Here is a 25,380-nt window from a genome sequence, read left to right as displayed (position 1 = left end):
CGACGCTAGAGATCAAACGCGAGAATTCAGTAAAACCGGCAAATCAGTTTTGCCGACCAAAATTCATTCAAATGCGTGGGAATGGGTTTACCGGCGCGGAAGGTCTCGCTTCACCTCTTCGGAAGGGAAGGTGAAGACCGGACCTGCGGCTAGCACCGCCTCACGGATTCTGTGGCGTCAGCACCAGCGGCGGCTTCGGCTTGGGCTTGGCGGGCGGCGGGCCCGGAGCGGGCTTCACGTCGATCGGCGGCGGCAAAGGGGCAAGTTGCTGGCTTGCCAGCGGTGGGCTCGGCACAGCGGGGGCCGCGTGCGGAGCTTTCGGCGTCGGGGCAACCTTCGCCTTTACCGGTGCGCGCCGCGGATCCTGGCCAGGCAGGGGCACATTCGCAGGCGCCTGCTCCGGCGCGCCATCGGGAGAGACCAGGGTCGGCAGAGCGGCCGTGGCGGGCGGCGGCTCGCCGCGCTCGATCGCATCGAGCCGGCGCGTCTCGCGGTCGATGGTGCGCACCGCGAGCCAGGAAGACAGCGGCGCGAGATCGACGGTGCGATTGAGCTTGTCCGGAGGGCCTGCCGCGAACAGCTGGATCTCCGGCGGGGCGCCGGAGAGGCCGGTCATGATCGGCGTCAGGCTGGCGCGGATGTCGGCCTGGTCGGCGGGAATGTCGTAGCCGCCGGAGACGATGGCGCGGGCGTTCTTCGCTTCCAGCGGCGTCGCGCCGACGCGCAGGCGCCCATCGCGGATCGTGAACGGGATCTGCGCCGAAGCGACCGCGATCGGGCCTGCCGACAGCGCGGGCTCGACCAGCTGGCGCAGCCGGTTGTCGTCACTGACCTGGCCGCCGTCGCTGGCGCGGATTGCGATCTCGAAGGCGCGCGGATTGAGGCCGGCAATCTCGGCGGAGTCGAGCGTCACCGTGCCGTTGCCGGCGAGCGCGCCGGTGAGGGCCGCGACGCTGCGGCCCTGGCTGGTCAGCGCCATCTGCACCGAGGCGCGTCCCTTGGGCAGCGCGAGATTGCGGTAGCGCAGCGCCGCCGCATCGACATTGCCGAGTTCGATACGCGCGTTCAGGGCCAAGCCATTTGCGCTATTGCGCGCGTCGAGACTTGCCGACATCTCGCCGCCGCCGATGCCGCCCTTGAGCGCATCGAGCGCGAGCGACTGGCCGTCGCCGCGGATCGTGCCGGCGAAGGGGCGCAGCTCGATGCCACCGGGCAATGTGCCGCGCAATGCCTGGAAGGCGATGCGGCCGCGCCAGCCACCGATGAGCCCCGCACTCAACGGTTCGCCGGACTCATGTCCGGCGGCGCCGATTGCCATCGCGAGCGCCGGCGCAAGATCGAGCGTATCGAGGCCCACCTCGCCATCGACACTCTTGTCCTGATCGAGCGTCACCGTCAGATGGCCGCGCAGGTGCGAGCCGGCTGCGGTGCTGTCGAGATCATCGAAGGTCAGGCGATTGCCGGACAGGCTGACGCGCGAGGACAGGCTGACTTTCTGCGCTGGCTTGTCGGTCGCGCTGGTCCCGAACAGCGGCGCCAGATTGGCGTTGCGCACGCGCAGGCTCGCGCTGCCCTTTGATGCCGGCCAGTCAAAATTGCCTTGCGCATCCGCATCCAGCGCGCCCGAGAGCTTTGCGTTCACTTGCAGCGGCCGGCTCCAGGCGCCGGTCACCTTGCCTTCGAACTGCGAAGCGCCCTCGCCTGCGGCCACCACGCGATCGAGGCCGAGCAGCGCCAGCAGCGCGCCGGCCTGCGGCGCCGTTAGTTTCGTATCGAGTGTGAAGTCGCTGTTGCGCAGGCGCTCGATGTCGAAGCCGCTGACGGCGGCCACCGGCGTCTGCGCGGCCAGCGTCGCGGTCGCCTTGAGCTGCGGCGCGTCGAGATCGAACACGGCGCGGACGTTGCTGCGATCGGCATGCTCGGCATTCTTGTCGAGGCTGAGGTCGAGCTTCAGGCGCGTCGCGCCGGCCAATGCCGGCATGGCATCGAAGCGCGCCCGCACCGCGGGCGCAAACGGCTCGATCAGCGCCGTGAGCTCGTGCAGCGAATTGCCGGAGGATTTCAGCGCGAGCCTGCCGGTGACCTGGGTGCGATCGAAGCTGCCGCTCGCTTCGGTGGTCACGCCGCCAGCCTGTCCGAACCGCAAGTGCTCCAGCGATAGCGCCGCCGGGCCGTAGCCGAGCTTTGCCGCAAACGGCCGCAGCTCCTGTCCTGCGGAGATGGCGCGGCCGATATCGAGCGAGAGCTTTGCCTCCTCCGGCCATTCGCCCTGCGGCCCGGCAAGCGCGCGCACAAAACTTGCCGCGGCATCGAGGTCGAGACGATCGGCCTTGAGCTCGGCATCAATCCGGGAGCCCTTGCTGGCGCCGGTCTGGACGAAGGCGATGCGGCCCTCCACCGCACCGCCCTCGATCTCGGCCTTCAGCCTGTCGATGGCGAGATGGTTGGCGGCAATCGTCACGTCACCGGCAAGGCGCAGCGGCCGCGTGCTGCGCCGGTTGATCTCGCTGCGGCCCTGCAGCCAAGCCAGCAGCGTATCGGGATCGGACGATTCGACGCTGAGGCGGCCGCTGAAGCTGTCGGCGCCGGGAGTCGCGCCATTGAGCGAGAGCTGCGTCATGCCGGGAGCGCGCAGCTCGAGCCGCTGGAAGGTCCAGGATCGTCCGTCGGTCTGAAGCTCGGCCGTGATGTTCTGGAGCGGACGGCCGCCGAGCATGATCTGGTCGGAGTTGAATTCGATCTGCGCCGGGATCGGCGCCTGCGGGATCGCGGCCAGCCCTGCGCGCAGCGCCGGCAGGACACGCTGCGGATCGGCATCGTCCTTGGCAGCATCCTTGGCCGCCAGCTTGTCGGCATCGACCTGCCGCGCCGAGAGCACCGCGCGCAGCAGCGGCGAGGCGCCGAACTTGAGGTCGCCGACGCCGCCGAGCTTCAGTGCGGCGTCCTCAGTACCGAAGCTGACGTCGATCTGGTCGAACTTTGCGCCGGCCGGATCGGCCTTCAGCTTCGTCGTGAGCTTCCAGGGCGTCGGCCCTACCTCGCCCGCCTTCTTCGTCGCGGGCACGGCGAGCGTCAGTGCGCCGTCGAATTTCGGCAGGCGGTTGTCGAAGGCGAGCACGCCTTCGAGATCGGCGAGGATGGCGCGCTCGCCCGGATCGATGTTGAGGTGGAGGCGGGTGGCGTTGCCGTCGGCGCTTGGGCCGGAGGAGATGCGAAACGGATAGCGCACGCCGTTGGCGGAGAAACGGCCGTCGCCGCGCAGGGAGCCGGCGAGCGAGCGCACGTCACCGGAAAAGGCGATGTCGCTCAGCTCCAGCGTCGAGCGGCTGGCGGCATCGTGCAGGGCGATGCGGCCGGTGAGATTGAGCCGCTCGATAGCGAGCGACGCGAGATTGAAGGCACCGCTCGCAGTAGACGGCAAATCGACCCGCCCGCGCGCGTCCAGGCCGAGGTCGACCGCCATGCCGCCGACCGAAAGCTCGGTGGCGCGCCATTCGCCGCGCATGAGGGAGCCAAGACTGAACTCGACGTCGAGCTTGTCGGCGCGCAGGCGGCCGAGATCGTTGTTGCCGCCGAAGGTGACCGCGCGCAGCCGCAGCGTCGGCGCCGGCAACAGCCGCGCGTCGAGCTCGCCCGCCACCCGCACCGGCACGCCGATGATTCGGCTCGCCTCCGCCTCGAACTGGGGCCGAAACTGGTTCCAGTCGACGAAGTGAGGCCCGATCAGCGCGGCCAGCAGCGCAATGATGAAGGCAATCGCCAATCCGAGCAGCGTCGTCTGCACGGGTCTCCCCTCGGCCAAAACGGCGCCCGGACCAGACTTTGCCCTCGGAAGGCTTCAGGCGGGCCGGAACAGCCCCTTATATAGGGGGAAGTATGGCGAAGTCACAGCGACCGTTGCGCGCGGAGGTTAACGCCGGCGAGAGGCCCTCATGGCGAGGAGGCGCAAAGCGCCGTCCCGAACCATAGAGGTCCCGCTTCCGCCGGCGGCCATCCTTCGAGACGCCCGCTTCGCGGGCTCCTCGGGATGAGGACCTGCGCTCGCAGAACCAGGGCTGACGCCTTTACCAGCTTGCCGGCAACCGCTTCAGGCCGCGCAGCACGAAGGTCGGCCGCCATTCCGGGGTTTCGACATCGTCGATGCGCAAATCGGGCAGCCGCCGGAGCAGCGTCGCGATGGCGATCTCGGCCTCGATGCGCGCCAATTGGGCCCCCAGGCAGAAATGGATGCCGCCGCCGAATGACAGCGGCTTCACGTTCTGGCGGGTGACGTCCAACCGGTCGGGCCGGTCGGGATAGACCGCCGGATCGCGGTTGGCCGAGCCGAGCAGGCAGAGCACGGTCTCGCCCTTGGGGATCTTCACCCCGCCGAGATCGTCGATGTCCTCCAGCGCGACGCGCCCGGTCATCTGCACCGAGGAATCGTAGCGCAGGAATTCCTCGATCGCGCCCACCATCAGCTCGGGCCGCGCCTTCAAAAGCGCGAGCTGGTCCGGATTGCGGTGGAGCGCCAGCAGGCCGTTGCCGATCAGATTGACGGTGGTCTCGTGACCGGCGCCGAACAAGAGGATGATGTTGGCGGTCAATTCCTCGTTGGTGAGCTTGTTGCCGTCCTCCTCGGCCTGCACGAGCTGGGTGATGAGATCGTCGCCGGGACTGCGGCGGCGCAGCTCGAACAGCTGCTGGAAGTACATCTGGGCCATCAGGTTGCCGGCGTTGCCCTGCTTGATCTCTTCCGGCGACAGCGGCACCGGGTCGAGCAGCCGCCCGCCGTCGCGCGAGCTCTTGTAGAAGACCTCGCGGTGCTCCTCGGGGATACCGAGCATGTCGCAGATGATGGTGACAGGCAGGCGGAAGGCGAAATCCTCGATCAGGTCCATGTGGCCGCCGTCGATCACCGCATCGATGGTCTGGTCGACAATCTCCTGGATGCGCGGGCGCATGTCCTCGACGCGGCGGGCGGTGAAGGCCTTCACGACCAGGCCGCGCAGGCGGGTGTGGTCGGGCGGATCGGCTTGCAGCATCCAGTGGCTCATGCTGCGGAACACCGGCTCGTCCATGATCTTTTCGCTATAGCGGCGCTTGGTGCGCTCGACGAAATCCTTGCCGAAGCGCTTGTCGCGCAGCACCAGGCTGACATCGGCGTGTCGGCTGGTGACGAATTGGCCGAACGGCGTCACATGGATCGGATCGATCGTGCGCAGCCGATCATAATGCGGATAGGGATCGCGGATGAAGTCCGGCGACAGCGGGTTGAACAGCTGATCGCTGTTCGGGCCTTGATTCGCGCCTTGCACTTGCTCGTTCATGGTGACCTCAGATCGGTTGCCGCATGACACGAATACGCAAAGCTGTCCCACAGCCCGGCGTAACCATCCCTTTCGAATTATCAACTCGATACATTGTTGTATCGAATTGCATTCTGCCCTAAGCTGCCGGGATGTCAAGAGTGAGAACCAGGCCGACCAGGGACGATACGCGCGACAGATTGTTCGAGGCGGCCGCGCGCGTGTTCGAGCAAGACGGCATTGGCGGCGCCAGCATCGAGGCGATCGCGGCCGCGGCGGGTTTTACCCGCGGCGCGTTCTATTCCAACTTCAAGAGCAAGGACGAGCTGATCATCGCCATGCTCGAGGACCATGTCGAGCAGTCGATCCGGCGCAACATGGACATCCTCGCGCAGCACGACAATCTCGACGATTTCATCGCGGCGCTGAAGACGATGGACCGCAGCAAGCAGGATCCACTCGGCCGCTCGCCGCTGCTGCACATGGAGATGATCCTGTTCGTCGCGCGCGCCGAGAAGCGCCGCCCGGAACTTGCAAAACGCCTGCGCGCGCGGCGCAAGCTGGTCGCCGACATCGTCGAGGCGACGTTGAAGAGCAACGGGCGGAATGACAGTCTGAACCCGCCCTGGATGGCCTCCGTCGTGCTCGCACTGGAAGACGGCTTCCGCCTGCACCGGCTGATCGACCCCGAGACGACGCCGGCCGACAGCTTTTTGCGCGCGATCACGGATCTGCGGCGGAGGACCGGGTTGGCGTCGGAATAGGATGTCGCTTCGCAGGACCGTCGCGTTTCCACGTCCCACTAAGAGGCGGCATGCTTAACGTGCCGCCAGGGCGACGGCGGCAACGCGGTGCATGCGGAACCTACTGTGCAGCTTCGCTCTGGACCGCGTGCAGCCGGCCGGCCACCACCCGCACCTTGCGCGGCGCGGCCCGCCAGATCGACAGCGCCGACAATGCGCTCACGATCACGGCAATGCCGAAGGCGAGCGTGTAATCGCCGGCGCGATCGTAGAGAAAGCCGGTCACCCAGGGACCGGCGGCACCGCCCGCCAGCGCGGCCAGCATGATCGTGCCGAAGATGCTGCCCTGGTGCCGGCCCTGGAAGATCTCGAACACCACAGCGCCCATGATCGAGGTGAGGCCGTAGCCGAGCGCGCCTTGCGTGAACACCATGAGATAGACCAGCCACAATGATGGCTGGAACTTCAGCGCTATCAGCGCCGCGAAGCAGACGGCAAAACCCGCGCAGCTGATCGCCCACACCCATTCCCGCCCGATCCGGTCGGAGACATGGCCGAGCAGGATCTGGCCGGGAATGCCGAGCAGGCTGACGATGCCGAGCGCCCACACCGCGACACCAGGGCTGAAGCCGATGTCGAGCAGGAATTTGGTCTGGTGCACCTGCACCGCGTACCAGATGTACAGGCCGCAGAAATAACCGAACGCGATCCACCAAAATCGTGCAGTTGCGACGGCACGCTTCAGCGTCCATTCGGTGCCGGCCCAGACCGGATCGACGACATTGGAGACGGGCTTTGCCGCTCCCGCGAGCCGGGCGGCATCGCCGTCCGGCTCAAGGCCGATGTCCTCGGGGCGCTTGCGCAGCAGCAGATTGATGGGCGCCAGAACGATCAGGACCAGCAGCCCCATCGCGGTGCAGGCGGTGCGCCAGCCGGTCTGTTCGATCATGTGCTGCACCCATGGCAGCAGCGTCACCGAGCCGATGCCGACGCCGGCGAACGCGATACCGATGGCGAAGCCGCGCTTGCGGATGAACCAGTTCGGCAGGAACAGCGACTGGCCGGAATAGCCGAGACAGACCGAGCCGGCGCCGACCATGACGCCGATGGTGACGTAGAGATGCCAGGGCGCGCTGGTGAGCGGCGCGAGCAGCAGGCCGCCGCCCATCAGCACGACGCCGAGCTCCATCACGGCGCGCGGGCCGGCGCGGTCCATGAGGCGGCCGATCAGCGGGCTGACCACGCCCGACACCACGAAGCCGAAGGAGAACGCCCCCGCGGTGACGCCACGCTCCCAGCCGAACTCGGAGATGATGGGAGGAAAGAACAATGAAAAGGCGGTGCGCGCGTTGACGCCAATGGCCATGGTGACGAAGGTCACGGCGACTACGACCCAGCCGTAGAAGAACGGAAACCGCATGTTTGTGTTTCATCCCTGGACGATCCTTCCGACCATCCGGAGATGCCCGGGTCAAGCGCTTTTCGTGCATGCCTCTTGAGCGGCAGCGCAATCGCATATGAGAGCGGCCCTGCGGCGATCGTCCATGATCTCGATCTCCAGCCGCTGCGGCGGCAGGCCCGAATCTGCGCGCACCGCCAAGATCATCTCGGCCGAAGGAGGGACGCTCAAGCGGTGGATCGTCTTTAAGGCCGCCGCGTCCAGTGGTCGGCATTGACGGCGCCTTGCGGGATCGCTCCCTTCACGATCGCTTCGACCTGACGCACCGTTTCCAGGGACTGATATTCGATTGCCTGCGGGGTCAGGCCGCCGACATGCGGCGTGGCGATCACGTTCGGCAGTTTCGCCAGCTCGGGCGTCGGCATCTGATCGGGCGCGCGGCCGACATCCATGGCCGCGCCGGCGATGCGATGCTCGATCAATGCCCGCGCCAGCGCCGCCTCGTCGACGAGATTGCCGCGCGAGAGATTGATGAAGACGGCATGCTTCTGCATGCGCGCCAGTGCCGCTTCCCCAATCAGGTTCTCGGTCTGCTCGTTGGCCACCGCGAGGCAGACGACGTAGTCCGACGCGGCGAGCAGCTCATCAAGACCGACCTGCCGGATCGCAGCATCACTGACGGTCGCGAAGGGATCGGCGACCAGCACCTCCATGCGCAGCACTTTTGCCACCTCGGCGAGATAGCGCCCGATGCTGCCATAGCCGATGATGCCGATCCGGCTGCCCGCGAGCTGGCGGCCCATCCGTGCTTCCGCCTTGCGGCCGGCCTGGTAGTCGGCGGTGGTTCGCGAGACGCCGCGGGAGAGATCGACCATGAAGCCGAGCGCGAGCTCGGCCACCGCCTGCACGAAGCCCGGGCCGGCACGGGTCACGAGCACGCCCGCCCTCGATGCCGCGTCGACATTGACGTTGCGGATGTCGACGGCGCAGCGGACGAATGCACACAGGCGCGGCAGCTGCGCAAAGATCTCGCCGCGCCCCTCCGTCATGCGATCGGCAACGATGATGTCAACGTCCTTGGCCGCACGCACGAGCCCGGCAGCGTCGAGCGGCTCGTCGCCATCGTGCAGCATCACCTCGGCGGTCGCGCGCAGGCCGTCCAGGCTGCGATCGCCGTAATAGTTCCGGCGCATCTCCGGCGTGTGAGCGAGCAGGACTTTCACGACGAGACTCCTTCAATAGCCGAACGCGCGCGGCAGCGCCGTCGAGAGCCACGGCACGAAGGCGATGACGAGCAGGCAGAGGAACAAGAGGCCGAGGTAGCCCATGATCGGCTTCACCGTCTGCTCGATCGGGACGTTACCGATCAGGCAGGCGCCATAGAGCCCGAGCCCGAGCGGCGGCGCGAACAGGCCGATCCCCATGGCGATGACAAGCACGACCCCGAAATGCAGGGGATCAATTCCGAGCTGCACGGCGACCGGCAGCAGCAGCGGTCCGAAGATGATGAGGGCGGCCGCGCCTTCCAGCACCGAGCCCATCACGATCAGCACGGCAATCGCCAAGAGGATGAACAACCAGACGCCTGAGGTCTTGGACAGGCCGAGCATGAAGTCGCCGACCGCATGCGGCACCTGCTGCAAGGTCAGCGTGAAGGCCAGCGATTGCGCGGCGGCGACGATGAACAGCACGAGACCCGCGCGCGTCGCCGCCTGCACGAAGCTGTGCGCGGCGGACTTGAAGCCGAGCTCGCGGAACACCACGCTGCCGACGACCAGCGCATAGGCGACGGCGAAAGCCGAGATCTCGGTCGCGGTGGCAAAGCCGGTCTTGAAGCCGAAGAAGATCATGAAGATCAGGCCGAACGAGGCGATCGCGCCGCTCCACAGGCCTGACACCGGCATCTGCGGCTCGACCTCCTCTATCTTGTCCGGCCGCTTGCCGAAGATGATGGACACCGCGATCAGCACCAGCGCCATCAGCGCCGACGGCAGGAGGCCTGCGACGAACAGGCCGCCGATCGACAGGTTCGCGACGAAGCCGAGGATGATCAAATTGATGCAGGGCGGAATGGTCTCAGCCATCACCGCGGACGCTGCAAGCAGCGCCACCGCGCCGCCCGGATTCTGCTTCGAGCGGCGCGCCGCCGGGATCAAGACGGAGCCGACCGCGGCGACGTCCGCCATCTTCGAGCCGGAGATGCCGGAGAACAGCACCATCGAGGCCACCATCACGACGTTCAATCCGCCGCGCATCCGCCCCACCGCGCGCTGCAACAGCTCGATCAGGCGCACCGACATGCCGTTGGCTTCCATGAGATAGCCGACGAGGATGAAGAAGGGGATCGCGAGCAACACGAAATTGTCGATGCCCCGCGCCATCTGCTGGGCGAAGATGACGCCGGGCAGCGCGCCCTCGACCCAGATGAAGATCAGCGCGGCGAGTGCCAGCGCAAACCCGATCGGCAATCCGCCGAACAGGGTGGCGAAGAAGCCGATCAGCATCAAGATGCCCGCCGACGGCACCGATGACGGCGAGAGATAATCCCAGGCAAGATAAAGGCCGGTGACGACCAGGATCGCAACGAGGCCCCTGACGATTTCAGGGAGCGGCCGCATGCAGAGATGGTTGATCGCGAACACCGTCATGAACAGCGCGCCGACACCCATCGGATAGAAGGTCAGCTCCAGTGGCAGGCCGGATCCGGTGGTCTGTCCCGCCGTCAGCGCACCCAGCTTGATGGCGTTGTAGGCGACATAGCCGGAGATCAGCACGACCAGGAGCGCGCTGGCGGCATCGACAAGCACCTGCAATCGCTGTGACAGCAGATCCCGGAAGAACGACACGCCGACATTCTCGCCGCGCGCGAGCGCGCTCGCCGCGCCGAAGAAGGCCGAGCCGACCATCAGTCCGCGCGCGACGTCGTCGGACCATTCGACCGGCGCGTTGAAGAAGAAGCGCAGCAGCACGGAGGCGCAGACCACCACGAGATCGACGGCCAAGAGAATGGCTGCGATCGCGTCGCTGAGGCGAAGCAGCATGGTGATGCTCCCGTGGCGTCCGCCCGAGAGAGGCACGGCGGCTGTCATCGCCAGCTCAGATTTGGCCATCTCAGGCTTGCGTCGCGCGGATGATATCGATGACGGCCTTGGATTCCGGCCGCGCCTTGATGAAGTTATCGGTCTGCGGCGCCACGCGTTTCCTGAACGCTTCGCGGTCGCATTCGGCCACCGTCACGCCCTTCTCCGTCAACGCCGCCAGCGCCTCCTTCTCGACCGCAAGCCCATGGGTGCGCGTGTCGGCCGCGGCCTTCTTCGCGGCATCGAGGAAGCCCTCGCGCAGCTTCGGATCCATGCGGTTGTAGGTCATGTCGCTGAAATAGATCGCGAGCGGCGAGAAATTGTGCTGCGTCAGCGCATAGAACTTCGCCGTTTCGAAGAACTTGCTGGCCAGGATGGTCGGCGGATCATGCTCCAGCCCATCCAGCACGCCGGCTTGCAACGCCGTGTAGATTTCGCCGAATGCCAGCGGCGTCGCCGCGGCACCCATCAGGCGCAGGCATTCGGTGATGACCGGGTTGGGCAGCGTTCTGATCTTCAGCCCCGCGAGATCTTCGGGCGTCTTGACCGGCTTCCTCGCCAGTACGCTGCGCGAGCCGAAATTATAGGCCCAGGCGATGATGCGGATGTTGCCACCCTTGAGCAGCGCATCCTCGATCGGCTTGGCGGCGCCGGCGTCGAACGCCTTGGTCTGCTGCGGAAAACTCGAGAAGAGAAAGCCGAGGTCGAAGGTGCCGACCAGCGGCACGAGATTGGCCGAGATCGACGAGCCCGACACCATGAGGTCGATGACGCCGAGCTTCACCGAATTGATGACGTCGATCTCCTGGCCGAGCTGGTTGTCTGGAAAGAAGGCGACCTCGATCTGCTCACCGAGGCCGTTCGCCTTCAGGCTCTTGACCAGATTGTCGTAATAGACGCGGCCGTTGGCGTATTTGGGATCGTTCGGCAGCGAGGACGAACATTTCAGTTTCAGCGTGGCAGCTTCGGCGCGGCCGACGATCGCGGGAGAGAGCACGAGGCCGGCGGTGACCGCCGCCGATGACTTGATGAACGCGCGACGGTTCACGGGCACGATGGTCATGGTGCGGCTTCTCCCCGATTATTCTTGTTCGCCGCGGTCGTTGCCGCAGCCTGTTACGCAGACTGTATGGCCAAAGCGACGAAGCAGGCAAGGCTAGCGCCAGTCGCGGCAGGGCGGCGCGCGATGACTGGCGGCAGCATGGGCGGATCGTGAAAACGCCGAGGTTATCCGGGATTATCGATGAGGATCGGCTTGCGGCCGATGTGTGAGGACGAGGGTTTCGCGGGGTGCCACGGATTGATCTAATTGGCGCATGGATCAATGCGCAATTCACATGGATTGCGCTCGAACGATGCTCCCCTCCCGGCAGGTCCCCTGCCCCATTTTGCCGCGGCCCGCTGCGTGATCCAGCGCACAGACGGCGTGATGGCGCAAACGTACCAAAGGTGACATCGTCGCGCCGATGGAGGTGACGCCCATGCGCCGTCCAGTCTTTTCCAATTTGCTTCTAGCATCCGGTTTTTTTGCGCTCGCACAGTTGATGATGCCGACCGGCGCCGCCGCCGAGGCACGGCTCGCGCTGGTGATCGGCCAATCCGCCTATCGCACCGTGCCGGAACTGCCCAACGCCGCCAACGACGCCAAGGGCATGACGGAGCTGCTCGGCAATGCCGGCTTCACCGTCACCACGGCGGCCAATCTGGCGCAGAGCGAGATGCGTGCGGCGATCTCGGATTTCGCCGGCAAGGTCAGCGCCAGCGGCGCCGACACCGTGGCTCTGGTGTTCTATGCCGGCCATGGCCTGCAAATCGACGGCGAGAACTATCTGGTGCCGGTCGATCTCGACCCCAAGCGCGAGGCCGACATTCCGCTCCAGGGCGTGCGGCTGAACGACCTGCTCAACACGCTCGGCGCGCTGCCGACGCGGGCGCGCATCTTCATGCTCGACGCCTGCCGCAACAATCCGTTCCCCGCGCTCAGCGGCGCCGGTCATGGGCTTGCGATCGTCGACACCAAGGCCGGCGCGCCCGGCTCCTTCATCTCCTATTCGACCTCGCCCGGCGCCGAAGCCGAGGACGGCAACGGCATCGACAGCCCCTATACCACCGCCGCACTGACCATCGCCAAGCAGCCCAATCTGCCGATCGAAGAGGTGTTCAAGCGCATCCGCGTCGCCGTGGCGCAATCGACCGCAGGGCGGCAGATCCCCTGGGAAAGCTCGTCGTTGACCACTGATTTCAAGTTCTTCGGCGAGAGCAGCGACCAGCCGCCTTCCCTTCCGGGCGCAAATTCGATGGCGCTCGCCAGCGCCACGCGCAGCGTCGAGGACTGGCGCAAGGATTTGCAGGGCAAGCCCGCCAAGGTCGCCTATGAGCTCGTGATCAGTGAGGATACGGTGCCGGCCTATCAGGCCTATATCGAGCTGTACGCACAGGACGCTCAGACGCCGCGCCTGCGCACGGTGCTGGAGCGGCGGCGGCAGATGCTGGCCTGGGAGCGCGCGGTCTCGATCAATACCCGCGCCTCGTTCGAAGCTTATCTTGCGAACTGGGACAACAGCGACTTAGCTGCGACCGCGCGCAGGCTGCTGCTTCGCGTCCAGAACCGCAATTATGGCCAGGCCGCTGCCGCCGCTGCGGCGCCGGCCCCGATCGCCGTCGCAATGGCGCCGACCTGCCCGTGCTCGACGCCGTCGCCGCCTGCAACGCCGGTCAATCCGAGCGTCGCGCCCATCATCAAGAAGCGCGTCGACGACACGCCGCCGAAGCGCAAGGTGGTCGAGACGCCGCCGAAGCGCCGGCCGCCGCCCGAAGAGGTCGTCTACGAGCGTGCGCCGCCCCCGGGGCCGCCGCCCGGCGCCGTGATGCAGGGCATCGGCATCGGTATCGGGATCGGCATGGGAATGGGCGGCGGCCGCGGCGGAGATCATTATCGCGGCGATTACCGCAGATACTGAGCCGGCCCGGCACAAACAGAGATCCGGCTCGCGCCGATAGCGCAAGCCGGATCTACTGCAACAGTACCGGACGATGCGGCGCACGGCGTCGTCGCGTTCAGGACATGCGGCGCGGGCCGATGGCCTCGAACTGCGCCTTCTGCTCGTCATTGAGCGTGGCGTAGAAATCATCGAGCGCTGCGCGCACCGACTTGATCCCATCCAGCATCACGCCGAGGCGCTGGCGGATTGCGGACATGCGTGCCGGCGGTGTCATCACGTCATTGGGCTCGCAGGCTGCCTTGAGCGATGCACTGATCTTGGCGCTGGTATCCTGGAGCACCTGGAGGGCCGCGCGCTGGGTATCGTTCGGACGAATCCTCTCCTCGATCGTGGCGCCAGGCCAATCGAACGCGGCGGACGCGCTGCAATTCTGCACCGACGATCCACTCGCATCGTTCGATGCGGTCGCGCGCCGCTGGTCGCCAGCCAGCGCATTGAAGCGCGCCTTCTGCTCGTCAGTCAGCGAACCATAGAACTTGTCGAGCGCAGGCTGGACCAGATCGACGGCCTTCTGCATGGCTTCGACACGCTGCTGCATCGCCGCGAGCCGGCCGGGCGCCGTCGCTGCGGCCTGCGTCGGACAGGATGTGCGGATCAGCGCTGCAGCGTCCATCGAGGCATTGCCGAGCGCATCGAGATCGGCGCCTTGCGCATCGCTCGGCTGCACCGCCGCCGCAATCTGGTCGATCGGCAGACCGACGATGGCACGCCGGTCGCTGCCGCAGAGCTGATCGAGCGGCGCGCTGCGCGCCCGCCGTCGTCCCTGCGGCTGCTGCGGCAGATAGGCCGACAACCGATCATAACCGTAGGGGCCGAAAATGCCGGCATAGATGTCCGGATAACCGTAGCCCCAGAAGCCGAGACCGTCGCCCCAGATTGTGTAGTCGTAGAGATCATTGTAGGCGAACGGCCAGAACAGCGGTCCGACCCAGCCATAGCCGCCACCCGCATGTTGCCACCATCCGCTGCTTGCGCCGCTCCAGCCGGCCAGTGCGGCCGCGGTCGCGATCTGCGCACGCGCCACTGGATTGCTGATCAGCCGGCCGTTCCGAAATGTGCTTGAGTTGAGCGCATTGCGGAAGTTCGCGGGCCGTATCGCCGCGTTGCGGATATGACCGAAATTGGGGCTGCCGCGCCGGGCGCCTGTTGCGAACCGCATCCCGCGATGATGCCCGCCGCCGTGCGCGTGCCCGCCGCCGTGGCCGCGGAAATGGCCGCCACCATGATGACCACCGCCGTGCCCGCCTCCGTGCCCGCCACCATGGCCACCGCCATGTCCGCCCTTCGCCAGCGCCGCGCCTGCCAGCATGCAGGCAAACGCCACCGCGGCAATTCCAATGACCGGTCGCATCATCACGCCCTCCCGCGCAAAGCCCTGCCGTTGAGGCATCGGAACTTGGCGGGAATGGAACCGGCAACGTTGCCAAAAGTTCCCGGTTCTTGGCTGCGCAGGGCCCTAGGCCTCCGGCACGATCTTGCCGGGATTGAAAATATTGAGCGGATCGAGCGCCTTTTTCAGCGCCCGCATCGCATCTAGCGCTTCGGGACCGAGCTCGGCCTTGAGATATTTCTGCTTGCCTTGGCCGATGCCGTGCTCGCCGGTGCAGGTGCCGTCCATCGCCTGCGCGCGCTCGACCAGGCGATGCATGAACTCCTCGCCGCGCGCCATCTCGTCGGGATCGTTGACGTCGCAGACCAGTGAGCAATGGAAGTTGCCGTCGCCGACATGGCCGACGATCGGCGACAGCAGGTTGAGCCGCTTGAGATCCTCCTCGGTCTCGCTGACGCAGTCGGCGAGGCGCGAGATCGGCACGCAGACGTCGGTCGCGACGACGCCGATGCTGTCGCCGGGCCGCAGCGCCTTCACCGACCAATAGGCATCGTGCCGCGCCTGCCACAGTTTGGTGCGGTCCTCCGGCTTTGTGGTCCAGGAGAACTCGCCGCCGCCGCACTCCTTCGCAATCTCGCCGAAGGCCTTGGACTGCTCGGCGACCTCGATTTCGCTGCCGTGGAATTCCATCAGCAAGAGCGGCGTCTCCGGCAGCGTCAGCTTCGAATAGGCATTGCAGGCCTTGACCTGCGCGGCATTGAGCAACTCGATGCGCGCCACGGGAATGCCGGTCTGGATCGCCAGGATCACGGCCTGACAGGCGCCGTGCACGGTTTCGAATGACACCGCACCCGCCGCGATCGTCTCGGGGATACCGCGCAGGCGAATGGTCAATTCCGAGATGATGCCGAGCGTGCCTTCGGCGCCGACAAACAGATGGGTGAGGTCGTAGCCGGCGGATGATTTCTTGGCGCGCGTGCCGGTCGTGATGATCTCGCCGTCGCCGCGCACCACCTTCAAGGCCAGCACGCTGTCGCGCATGGTGCCGTAGCGCACCGCATTGGTGCCTGAAGCGCGCGTCGAGGCCATGCCGCCGAGCGAAGCATCCGCGCCGGGGTCGATCGGGAAGAACAGGCCCTGGTCGCGCAGATGCTCGTTGAGCGCCTTGCGGGTGACGCCCGGCTGGATCACGCAGTCGAGGTCCTCGGCATGCACCGCGAGCACCTTGTTCATGTCGCGCAGGTCGATCGAGATGCCGCCGGCCGGTGCGTTGACCTGGCCCTCGAGCGAGGTGCCGGTGCCAAAGGGAATGACAGGGACGCGATTTTTGGCGCAGATCCGCACCACGTCCTGGATGTCGGCGGTCTCCTGCGCCATCACCACGCCGTCAGGCGGCTGGTTGGGAATCCACGTCGTGGTATGGCCGTGCTGTTCGCGAACGGCCTGCGAGGTGATGAGGCGGTTGCCGAAGCGTGCGGCAAGCTGTTCCAGCGCGCTTGTGAGGGCTTTCGGCTCCGGCCGCGGCGGATTATTGGTGATGGTCGTGCCCACGGAATTCCTCCCGACAGAAGGACCGTGGCAAAGGACATAAAATCGGTCAAGTCAAGGGACCGGACACATGGCTAGGGAAGGACATATGCCGGAGACTGCCGCCTCAGCGCCACAAGCCGAGCCGTTCCGCGCCTCGATCATGCAGATCGAGCCGCAATGGATCGACTACAACGGCCATCTCAACATGGCCTATTACAATGTGATGTTCGACCGCGCGATCGACCAGCTCTGGCTCGAGCTCGGGATCGGGCCAGCCTACATGAAGGAGCGAGGTGGCTCGACTTTCACCGCCGAATGCCATGTACGGTATCTGCGCGAGATCCACCTCGGCGATCCCGTGCAGATCTTCGTCTGGCTGCTGGAGGCCGACGACAAGCGGCTGCACACTTTTGAGGAGATGCGTCATGCTAGCGAAGGCTGGCTGTCGGCAACTTCCGAGAACATGTCGCTGCACATGGACATGAAGGCGCGGCGCGTTGCGCCATTTCCGCCCGATATCCAGGCGCGCATCGCCGCGGTCACAAAGGCGCACAGCACCCTGCCCCGCCCCGTGGGCATCGGCCGCAGCGTGGCGATGCCCTCGAAGCGGTAGCCGCTATATCCTGTTGCGGCCGCGCGCCAAGCCGACCACGGCCGAGACCAGGAACAGGACGACCGCGATGAAGAAGATGATCTTGGCGATCTCGATCGAGGCGCCGGCGATGCCGCCGAAGCCCAGGATACCCGCGATCAGTGCGATAACCAGAAACGTCACAACCCAGCCAAGCATGGTCAAACCCTCGTCTTGATGTCCGTCTTGCGTCCGGCGCTGACCGCGCCGCCTGCCCAGACAATCTCGACGCGAGAATGATGGTTCCGGCCGACGCAGGAGCGAAATTCGCTGCCTTCGCAGGAACAAATCGGCCCGCCGCGCACGTGGAAAACCCTGTCCATCGCCCCATATAGGGACTAATCCCTGTTAAGAAGGCTCCCTTCCACCACCCCGCGGTGCGATCGTGGGGCCAATGATTCGCATGACCGAGCCGAGCAAGATCACCAACGTTCCCGACCACCAGCCCGCAGCCGGCGGCATTGCCGCGCGTGCGCGGGCCTCCGTGGGTCCGAAATATCTGTCCGGGCTCAATCCGGAGCAGCGCGAGGCGGTCGAAACCCTGGACGGCCCGGTTCTGGTGCTGGCCGGTGCCGGCACCGGCAAGACGCGCGTCCTGACCACGCGCATCGCCCACATCCTGAGCCAGGGCCGCGCCCGCCCCGCCGAGATCCTGTCGGTGACCTTCACCAACAAGGCCGCGCGCGAGATGAAGCACCGGCTCGGCCAAATGCTGGGCCACGCGGTCGAGGGCATGCCGTGGCTCGGCACCTTCCACTCGATCGGCGGCCGCATCCTGCGCGTCCATGCCGAGCTGGCGCAGCTCAAGTCGAACTTCACCGTGCTCGACGTCGACGACCAGGTCCGGCTGCTCAAGCAGCTCCTGCAAGCCGAGAACATCGACGACAAGCGCTGGCCGGCGCGCATGCTCGCCGGGCTGATCGACGGTTGGAAGAACCGTGGCCTGATGCCGTCGCAGGTGCCCTCGGGCGAGGCCGCTGTCTTTGCCAACGGCAAAGGCGGCAAGCTCTATGCGAGCTACCAGGAGCGGCTGAAGATATTGAACGCCGCCGATTTCGGCGACCTGCTCTTGGAAAACATCCGCATCTTCCGCGAGCATCCGGACATCCTGCGGCAGTACCAGCAGCGCTTCAAATTCATCCTGGTCGACGAGTACCAAGACACCAACGTCGCGCAATATCTGTGGCTGCGGCTGCTGTCGCAGGCGCCGGCATCAACCAAAGCCGTCATTCCGGGGCGCGTCGAAGACGCGAACCCGGAATCTGGAGATGAGTCCTCAGCTCGAGATTCCGGGTCTGCGCCTTCGGCGCATCCCGGAATGACGGTGGCGGCTGCAGGCCCCACCAAAAACATCTGCTGCGTCGGCGACGACGACCAGTCGATCTATGGCTGGCGCGGCGCCGAGGTCGACAACATCCTGCGCTTCGAGCACGATTTTCCGGGCGCCAAGGTGATCCGCCTCGAGCGCAACTACCGCTCGACCGGCCACATCCTCGCCGCCGCCTCGCATTTGATCGCGCATAACGAAGGCCGACTCGGCAAGACGCTGCGCACCGAGGATCAGGACGGCGAAAAAGTCACGGTGACGGGCTCGTGGGATTCCGAAGAGGAAGCGCGCGGCATCGGCGAGGAGATCGAGCAGCTCCAGCGCCAGGGCGAGAAGCTGAACGAGATCGCAATCCTGGTGCGCGCCTCATACCAGATGCGCGAGTTCGAAGACCGCTTCGTCACGCTCGGCCTGCCCTATCGCGTCATCGGCGGGCCGCGCTTCTACGAGCGCGCCGAAATCCGCGACGCGCTGGCTTACTTGCGCGTCATCAATTCGCCGGCCGACGATCTCGCCTTCGAGCGCATCGTCAATACGCCCAAGCGCGGCCTTGGCGATGCCACCGTGCAGATGCTGCACGATCACGCCCGCAAGCGCCGCATCCCGCTGTTCGAAGCGGCCCGCGCGGTGGTCGAGACCGACGAGCTGAAGCCGAAGGCGCGCGGCTCGCTTCGTGATCTCATCACGCAGTTCGACCGCTGGCGCACCCAGCGCGAGGTCACCGCGCATACGGATCTTGCCCAGATCGTGCTCGACGAGAGCGGCTACACCGAGATGTGGCAGAAGGACCGTTCGGCCGATGCCGCGGGCCGGCTGGAGAACCTGAAAGAGCTGGTGCGCTCGATGGAGGAGTTCGAGAACCTGCAAGGATTCCTCGAGCATATCTCGCTGGTGATGGACCGCGACGGCGGCGCCGAGGACGACGCCGTGTCGCTGATGACGCTGCATTCGGCCAAAGGGCTCGAATTTGACAACGTCTTCCTGCCGGGCTGGGAGGAAGGCCTGTTCCCGAGCCAGCGCACGCTGGACGAACAGGGCCGCGCCGGCCTCGAGGAAGAACGCCGGCTCGGCCATGTCGGCCTGACCCGCGCCCGCCGCCGTGCCATGATCTATTTTGCAACCAACCGGCGCATCCATGGCACCTGGTCGACCACGATCCCGTCGCGCTTCCTCGACGAACTGCCGGCGGCCAATGTCGAGATTACAGAATCCAAGGGCGGCTCGGCCTGGGGCGGCACCGGCGGCTATGGCGCCTCGCGCTTCGACGACATGGAGGCGTTCGGCTCCAGCTATTCGACGCCGGGCTGGCAGCGGGCGCAGGCCAACCGCAACCGCGGCGGTCAAGGTCGCAATGGCGGTGGCCGCGGCGGTTTCGAGGAAGAGACCGCCTCGTTCTCGTCTTCCTCCTCGCCCGATTTCGGCAGCTTCTCCTCGCGCCGCCGCGGGCCCCTGACCATCGAGGGCGAGCTGGTCGCCAAATCCACCGGCACGACGTCCGAATTCTCGCTGGAAGACCGCGTCTTCCACCAGAAATTCGGCTACGGCCGCGTCACCAAGATCGACGGCAACAAGCTCACGATCGCCTTCGACAAGGCCGGCGAGAAGAAGGTCGTGGACAGCTTTGTGCAGCGGGCGTGAGCGCCCGTCCCTGTTGCAGCGGTGTTACGCCGCCGCGTTTCTTCCGCTCGCCCCTTGACCATCACGAACTTCCCCGTATCAGATGAAGCCCATGGTCCGGGGCTCCATCACATTGATCGTGCTTGCATTGGGAATGCCGCCGCTCGCAGCGGCGGAGACCATGAGCTTTGGCGATGCGATCGGCAAGCTGGCGGCGAGTTGCGGCGCGGAAATCGTCGCCAATTGCCGCGGCGTCAATCCGGACTCGACCCGCCTGAAGGAGTGCCTGTCGCGCAACCGCGACGTGCTGTCGCCGCAGTGCCAGAGCGACTATCTCGGCGTCTTCGACGCCATCCAGAAACGCGTTTCGGCGCGCGTCACGGTGGCGAACGCCTGCCAGCGCGAGATCGTCAAGGTCTGCGGCGGCTCGACCAGGGAGACCAGCAAGTCGATCCCCTGCCTGGTCTCGACCCCCAAGGGCATCAGCAACAATTGTCTGAAGGCCATCGACGACGCGGGGTATCGCTGATGCGCGCGAAGGGGCTCTCCACCGCCGGACTAGGCATCGCGCTGAGTTTCGTCCTGCTCGCGAGCGCGGCCGGCGCGCAGACGGCGGCACCGACCCGCGACGACATCGTCGGCAAGCTCAACCATTTCGAGGAAGCCGCCGAGGTCGATCTTCCCGCGCTGAAGCAGCAGGTGATGGAGCGCGCCAAGGCCAGGATCAAGAATGATCCCGGTCCGGTGAACCGGCCGTTGATCGCGCCCGATCTTGCCAAGCTGCCCGCCTTCAACGCACAGATTCAGTTCGACGCCGACACGCCGATCATCCAGCCGGCGTCTTACCAGACGGTGGGCCGCATCGCGGACGCATTGGTGCATTCCTCGCTGCTCCCCTACACGTTCCTGATCGTCGGCCATGTCGAGTCCAATTCGAAGACGCGCGAGGCCAACGCGATCCTGAGCCAGCGCCGGGCAGATGCGATCCGCGACGTGCTGGTGAACACGTTCAAGATCTCGACCAAACGGCTGCATCCGATCGGCCTCGGCGAAGAGCAGTTTCTCGACCGGGCCAAGCCGACGTCCGCCGTCAACGGCCAGTTGCAGATCCTGACCTATGCCAAGTTGCCGGAAGAGCCTGCGCACCCTGCTGCGGCACCTGCGCCTGCGGCGAAAAAGCCCGCCAAGAAGCGCTGAGCGCGTGCATCCCAGCGTCCGACGGAACCCTTTGAAGTTTTGACCATTTTGTGACCTGTCTCACAGCGCAACAGCACGGTTTCGCGCGACAATAGGGCCGGTTTGTGCACCGCCCGGTCAGGTGCTATAGGCTTTTTTCGTCCTTCCCCGACCCTGTGCTGAACGAGAGCGAGATGGCTGGCTATTTTCAACGCCAACTGGCCGACTACGTCGAATATCATCGCGATCCCTGGAACTGCGCGATGCACGTGGTCGGCATCCTGCTGCTGTTCACCGGCGCCGTGCTGCCGCTGACCCTCGTGCATGTCTCCGTCTTCGGGATCGAGGTCAGCTTGGCGGTGATCATGGCGCTGCCCGTGCTGGTCTACTGGCTGATGCTGGACGCCGGGATCGGGTTCGCCATCCTGGTCTCGATGATCGTGCTGCTTTCAGTCGCAACCGCAATCGGCAATCAGGTCTCGGTCGCCATGATGTGGTCGATTTTTGCCGTGCTGATCGGCATTGGCGTCGCAGCGCAGATTGTCGGTCACAAGGTTTTCGAGGAACGGCAGCCGTCGATGGTCGATCACCCCACGCATTTCCTGCTTGGACCGATGTTTGTCATGGCGAAATTATTCATTGCATTGGGCTTCCGTCGCGACCTTGCCGCGATTCTGGCGCCTCTTCCGGCCAATTCCCTTTCGACCCGATAACTTCCAGAAGCGAAACAGCAAACCGTCTTCATGGCTCTCGTACTGGTTACCGGTGGCAGCGGCTTCATCGGACATCATCTCGTAGAAGCGCTCCGCGCCCGCGGGCAGCAGGTGCGTGTCCTCGATGTCCGGCCGACGGCCGCGGCGCACGCGGACGTTGAATATGCCCATGGCTCGGTGCTCGACCGCGATGCGGTCGATGCCGCGCTGACCGGCGTCGATCAGGTCTATCACCTCGCCGGCCTTCCCGGCATGTGGGTCGCCAACAAGCAGGACTTTCATGAGGTCAATTGCCGCGGCACAGAAATCGTGCTCGCGGCCGCGATGAAGCGCAGCGTGTCGCGCTTCCTGCACTGCTCGACCGAATCGATCCTGTTCCCCTATTCCGACCTCAACGGTGTTCCCGCCGAAGAGGCTCTGCAGCCTGCCGAAGCGATGCCCGGCGCCTATACGCGCTCGAAGTCGCTCGCCGAGCATTGCGCCGCAAAGGCCGCAGCAAGTGGCTTTCCGCTCGTGATCGGCACGCCGACCATGCCGATCGGTGCCGCCGACCACAATCTGACGCCGCCGACGGCGATGCTGTGGTACTTCCTCCAGAAGAAGGTGCAGCCGCATCTCAACTTCCTGGTCAACCTCGTCGACGTCCGCGACGTCGCCATGGGCCTCGTGCTGAGCATGGAACGCGGCCGGGTTGGCCAGCGCTACATTCTGGGCGGCGACTGCGTCCCGCTCGGCAACATCCTGCGGATGATGTCGGCGATGAGCGGCCGACGGCAGTTTCCAATCATCGTGCCCGGCAGGATCGCCGAGCTCTCCGCGATCATGCTCGAATACATCGCCGATCGCATCACGCGCCGGCCGCCCAACGGCACTGCCGAGGGCGTGCGCATTGCGCTGGCCGCGAGCGACCTCTCGATCGGCAAGGCGCGCACCGAACTCGGCTATTCGCCGCGTCCGATCGAGCCTGTGCTGCGCGAAACCATCACCCATCTTCTCGCCCGCAACGGTCAGTCGGCCTCCGGCTCGCTCGAGCATCACGCGCTCTCCTCGCGCGCGAGCTGAGCTCTCGGCCCAACGCAAAGAACCTTCATGTCCTTCGATTTCAGCAAGCTTCTCTCTGTCGCCTGGGGTGGTTGGACCACGACCTGGCCGACGCAACTGCTCGCCCTGATCTGGCTCGCCTGGCTCGTAAGCTGGGTCGGCGCCTCGTTCTGGCAGGGCCGCACCCAGAAGCAGGTGATGACGCTGGAATCCGGCCGCTATCGGATCCCGATCCTGGTCGGCGGCATCCTGTTCACGCCCTGGACGGCCGAAGTGCTGAACGAGAAGCCGCTCTGGGTGTTCAGCAACACCGGCGTCTACATCACGGCCCTGATCGTGCTCGCCGGCATCTCCTTCACCTGGTGGGGGCGGCTGCATCTCGGCAAGTTCTGGTCCAACACCATCACCCATAAGGAAGATCATCGCGTCGTCGACACCGGCCCCTACGGCATCGTGCGCCACCCGATCTACACCGGCCTGATCGCGGGCATGCTGGCGACCGGCATCGCGGTCGGCACCGTCACCGCAATCCTCGGCGCCATCCTGATCTCGCTCGGCATGTGGCAGAAGGGCCGGATGGAAGAGGTGTTCCTGTCGAAGGAACTGGGCGAAGACGCCTATGGCGCCTATTGCCGCCGCGTGCCGATGATTATTCCGTTCCTGTCGCCGCGGTGACGTAACCAGCCGCCATATCCGCCGTTGTCATCCTGGCGAAAGCTTGGCTTTCGCCAGGACGACGCTGGGGAAGCAGTGCGTGGGACCGCATCAACCCTGCCTGTTATGAGGAACCACCGCTCCCTGCGCCCGTTACCCACGACGCCTGCAACTAGCCGCAGAGCATCGCCATGTCTGATGCCTACGATTATTTTCGCGAGCACGCGATTGCCGCCGTCCGTAAGGCGCGGGCGTTGCCGCCCGGGCGGCCGAAGCGAAAGCAGCGCACGGTGGCGCGGGTCTATCACCTCCTGTCCAAGGAGGCCGCGCTTGCGCCGAACATCCATCATCTCGATGATTTTCGCGCGGTACGGCGGCTCGAGCGGCAGATCGGCCGCTGATCTCCCCGCACAGCCCGTCGGCGCTCGTCCCATGCAAATTCGATCGGCTGCCATTCCAATGGAATAGACCCTGACGACGCACCGCACAGGTTGACGTCCGAGCCGCCAGCCAGTTGGATGCGCGCGCAAACAGGGGCTTCTCATGACGTTTTCAGGCATCTTTGCGCAGTTCGTTGCGCTCCTCGGCGGCATCGCGCTGCAATGGCGGAAGCTATCGGGCACCGAGCCCGCACCCGCCTGGGGAGAGAAGCCAGCGATCCCCGAGGCCAAGCCGCAAGGCACGATCCCGACGCTCAAGATGCCGACCGCGCGCGGCTGGAGCGCGGGCCAGAAGCCGTCCGTCGCGCCCGGGCTCCAGGTCAATGCGTTTGCGACCGGCCTCGATCATCCGCGCTGGATCGAGGTGCTGCCCAATGGCGATGTGCTGATCGCGGAAGCGACGCAGATCGCCAGCCCTCCGCGCACCGTGTTTCACTACGCGATGCAAGCGACGATGCGGCGCGCCGCCGCGCTCGGCGTTTCCGCCAACCGCATCACGCTGCTGCGCGACAGGGACGGTGACGGCGTTGCGGAGGTTCGCGGCGCCTTCATGGAAAACCTCCGCCAGCCGTTCGGCATGGCACTGGTCGGCGACACCTTCTATGTCGGCAACACCGACGGCGTGATGGCGTTTCCCTATGTCGCGGGCGCCGATCGCATCACTGCGCCGGGCAAAAGGCTCACCAATTTCAAGCCGGGCGGCCACTGGACCCGTAGCCTGCTTGCGAGCCCCGACGGCAAGAAGCTCTATGCCGGCGTCGGCTCGCTCAGCAACATCGCCGAGATGGGGATGGAGGTCGAACAAGGCCGCGCCGCGATCTATGAGCTCGACCTCGCCGCCGGCGCGCATCGCATTTTTGCTGCCGGCCTGCGCAATCCGGTTGGCCTGGCTTGGGAGCCCACGACGGGCGTGCTCTGGACTGTCGTCAACGAGCGCGATGGGCTCGGCGACGAGACACCGCCGGACTATCTGACCTCGGTGCGCGACGGCGGTTTCTATGGCTGGCCCTATTGCTACTGGGGCAAGACGGTGGACGACCGCGTGCCGCAGGATCCGGCGATGGTCGCCAAGGCGCTTCAACCGGACTATGCGCTCGGCGGCCACACCGCTTCGCTCGGCCTGTGCTGGATGCCCGCGGGCACCCTGCCCGGCTTCCCGGACGGCATGGTGATCGGTCAGCACGGCTCGTGGAATCGCAGCAAGCTGTCCGGCTACAAGGTGGTGTTCATCCCGTTCGAGAACGGTCGTCCCTCCGGCCCCGCGCGCGACATCCTCTCGGGCTTCCTCGCGCCCGATGAGAAGGAATCCTACGGCCGCCCGGTCGGCGTCGCGATCGGCCCCGACAAGTCGCTATTGATGGCCGACGACGTCGGCAACGTGATCTGGCGCGTGACGGGCGCTTAGAGGA

Annotated in this window: 20 protein-coding genes; 11 read left to right on the top strand and 9 right to left on the bottom strand. The window is 65.8% G+C overall.

The window, feature by feature from the left end; genetic code table 11:
• Window positions 1-160: 160 nt before the first annotated feature.
• Window positions 161-3,784 (bottom strand): AsmA-like C-terminal region-containing protein, encoded by a 3,624-nt coding sequence (locus IVA92_RS29625; RefSeq protein WP_247278510.1) that lies wholly within the window; start codon window positions 3,782-3,784, stop codon window positions 161-163.
• 280 nt (window positions 3,785-4,064) lie between these two features.
• Entirely contained in the window at window positions 4,065-5,309 is a 1,245-nt protein-coding gene (locus IVA92_RS29620) for a cytochrome P450 (protein ID WP_247278509.1), read from the bottom strand.
• Window positions 5,310-5,440: 131 nt separating this feature from the next.
• On the opposite strand from IVA92_RS29620, the gene IVA92_RS29615 reads away from it, so the two are divergent.
• Window positions 5,441-6,052 (top strand): TetR/AcrR family transcriptional regulator, encoded by a 612-nt coding sequence (locus IVA92_RS29615; RefSeq protein ID WP_247278508.1) that lies wholly within the window; start codon window positions 5,441-5,443, stop codon window positions 6,050-6,052.
• Between the two features lie 100 nt (window positions 6,053-6,152).
• On the opposite strand, the gene IVA92_RS29610 is transcribed toward IVA92_RS29615, so the two are convergent.
• From IVA92_RS29610 to IVA92_RS29595, 4 genes are all read right to left on the bottom strand, one after another.
• Window positions 6,153-7,451: an MFS transporter gene (locus tag IVA92_RS29610; RefSeq protein ID WP_247278507.1), complete on the bottom strand. Its 1,299-nt coding sequence runs from the start codon at window positions 7,449-7,451 to the stop codon at window positions 6,153-6,155.
• A 224-nt stretch (window positions 7,452-7,675) separates the two neighbouring features.
• The gene (locus tag IVA92_RS29605; protein WP_247278506.1) at window positions 7,676-8,653 is read right to left on the bottom strand and encodes an NAD(P)-dependent oxidoreductase; all 978 of its coding nucleotides are present in this window, start codon (window positions 8,651-8,653) and stop codon (window positions 7,676-7,678) included.
• A gap of 12 nt (window positions 8,654-8,665) precedes the next feature.
• On the bottom strand, window positions 8,666-10,519 hold the full coding sequence (locus IVA92_RS29600; protein WP_247278505.1) for a TRAP transporter large permease subunit: 1,854 nt from the start codon (window positions 10,517-10,519) through the stop codon (window positions 8,666-8,668).
• A gap of 22 nt (window positions 10,520-10,541) precedes the next feature.
• Entirely contained in the window at window positions 10,542-11,573 is a 1,032-nt protein-coding gene (locus IVA92_RS29595) for a TRAP transporter substrate-binding protein (protein WP_247278504.1), read from the bottom strand.
• Window positions 11,574-11,991: 418 nt separating this feature from the next.
• On the opposite strand from IVA92_RS29595, the gene IVA92_RS29590 reads away from it, so the two are divergent.
• A complete protein-coding gene (locus IVA92_RS29590) occupies window positions 11,992-13,470 on the top strand; it encodes a caspase family protein (protein WP_247278503.1) in 1,479 nt (492 codons plus the stop codon).
• A 97-nt stretch (window positions 13,471-13,567) separates the two neighbouring features.
• Here the strand turns inward: IVA92_RS29590 and IVA92_RS29585 are convergent, their stop codons facing one another.
• Both IVA92_RS29585 and IVA92_RS29580 read right to left on the bottom strand, forming a co-directional pair.
• Window positions 13,568-14,866: a Spy/CpxP family protein refolding chaperone gene (locus tag IVA92_RS29585; RefSeq protein ID WP_247278502.1), complete on the bottom strand. Its 1,299-nt coding sequence runs from the start codon at window positions 14,864-14,866 to the stop codon at window positions 13,568-13,570.
• Window positions 14,867-14,968: 102 nt separating this feature from the next.
• On the bottom strand, window positions 14,969-16,393 hold the full coding sequence (locus IVA92_RS29580) for an FAD-linked oxidase C-terminal domain-containing protein (protein ID WP_247278501.1): 1,425 nt from the start codon (window positions 16,391-16,393) through the stop codon (window positions 14,969-14,971).
• Between the two features lie 85 nt (window positions 16,394-16,478).
• Between IVA92_RS29580 and IVA92_RS29575 the strand changes: the two genes are divergently transcribed.
• Complete coding sequence (locus IVA92_RS29575; protein WP_247278500.1) at window positions 16,479-16,985, top strand: thioesterase family protein; 507 nt, start codon at window positions 16,479-16,481, stop codon at window positions 16,983-16,985.
• Window positions 16,986-16,988: 3 nt separating this feature from the next.
• Here the strand turns inward: IVA92_RS29575 and IVA92_RS29570 are convergent, their stop codons facing one another.
• Complete coding sequence (locus tag IVA92_RS29570) at window positions 16,989-17,162, bottom strand: DUF1328 domain-containing protein (RefSeq protein WP_008556598.1); 174 nt, start codon at window positions 17,160-17,162, stop codon at window positions 16,989-16,991.
• 235 nt (window positions 17,163-17,397) lie between these two features.
• Here IVA92_RS29570 and IVA92_RS29565 point away from each other — a divergent pair, with 235 nt between their 5' ends.
• The 8 genes from IVA92_RS29565 to IVA92_RS29530 all read left to right on the top strand — a co-directional run bounded on the left by IVA92_RS29565 (window position 17,398) and on the right by IVA92_RS29530 (window position 25,376).
• Window positions 17,398-19,968: a UvrD-helicase domain-containing protein gene (locus IVA92_RS29565; protein ID WP_247278499.1), complete on the top strand. Its 2,571-nt coding sequence runs from the start codon at window positions 17,398-17,400 to the stop codon at window positions 19,966-19,968.
• Between the two features lie 91 nt (window positions 19,969-20,059).
• A complete protein-coding gene (locus IVA92_RS29560) occupies window positions 20,060-20,476 on the top strand; it encodes a hypothetical protein (protein ID WP_247278498.1) in 417 nt (138 codons plus the stop codon).
• Entirely contained in the window at window positions 20,476-21,144 is a 669-nt protein-coding gene (locus IVA92_RS29555; RefSeq protein WP_247278497.1) for an OmpA family protein, read from the top strand. Before IVA92_RS29560 ends, IVA92_RS29555 begins: the two co-directional genes overlap by 1 nt.
• A gap of 173 nt (window positions 21,145-21,317) precedes the next feature.
• A complete protein-coding gene (locus IVA92_RS29550; RefSeq protein ID WP_247278496.1) occupies window positions 21,318-21,836 on the top strand; it encodes an Mpo1-like protein in 519 nt (172 codons plus the stop codon).
• Between the two features lie 30 nt (window positions 21,837-21,866).
• Window positions 21,867-22,898, top strand: a complete 1,032-nt coding sequence (locus IVA92_RS29545) for an NAD-dependent epimerase/dehydratase family protein (RefSeq protein ID WP_247278495.1) — start codon at window positions 21,867-21,869, stop codon at window positions 22,896-22,898.
• 27 nt (window positions 22,899-22,925) lie between these two features.
• On the top strand, window positions 22,926-23,552 hold the full coding sequence (locus IVA92_RS29540; RefSeq protein WP_247278494.1) for an isoprenylcysteine carboxylmethyltransferase family protein: 627 nt from the start codon (window positions 22,926-22,928) through the stop codon (window positions 23,550-23,552).
• 170 nt (window positions 23,553-23,722) lie between these two features.
• Complete coding sequence (locus IVA92_RS29535) at window positions 23,723-23,932, top strand: hypothetical protein (protein WP_247278493.1); 210 nt, start codon at window positions 23,723-23,725, stop codon at window positions 23,930-23,932.
• A 142-nt stretch (window positions 23,933-24,074) separates the two neighbouring features.
• Entirely contained in the window at window positions 24,075-25,376 is a 1,302-nt protein-coding gene (locus IVA92_RS29530) for a sorbosone dehydrogenase family protein (RefSeq protein ID WP_247278492.1), read from the top strand.
• Window positions 25,377-25,380: the final 4 nt, after the last annotated feature.

The organism is Bradyrhizobium sp. 154 (genome assembly GCF_023073875.1).
In the GTDB taxonomy this organism is placed as follows: Bacteria; Pseudomonadota; Alphaproteobacteria; order Rhizobiales; family Xanthobacteraceae; genus Bradyrhizobium.
The sequence above is the reverse complement of the archived record's forward strand: the minus strand, read 5'-3'. Positions and strand labels throughout refer to the sequence as shown.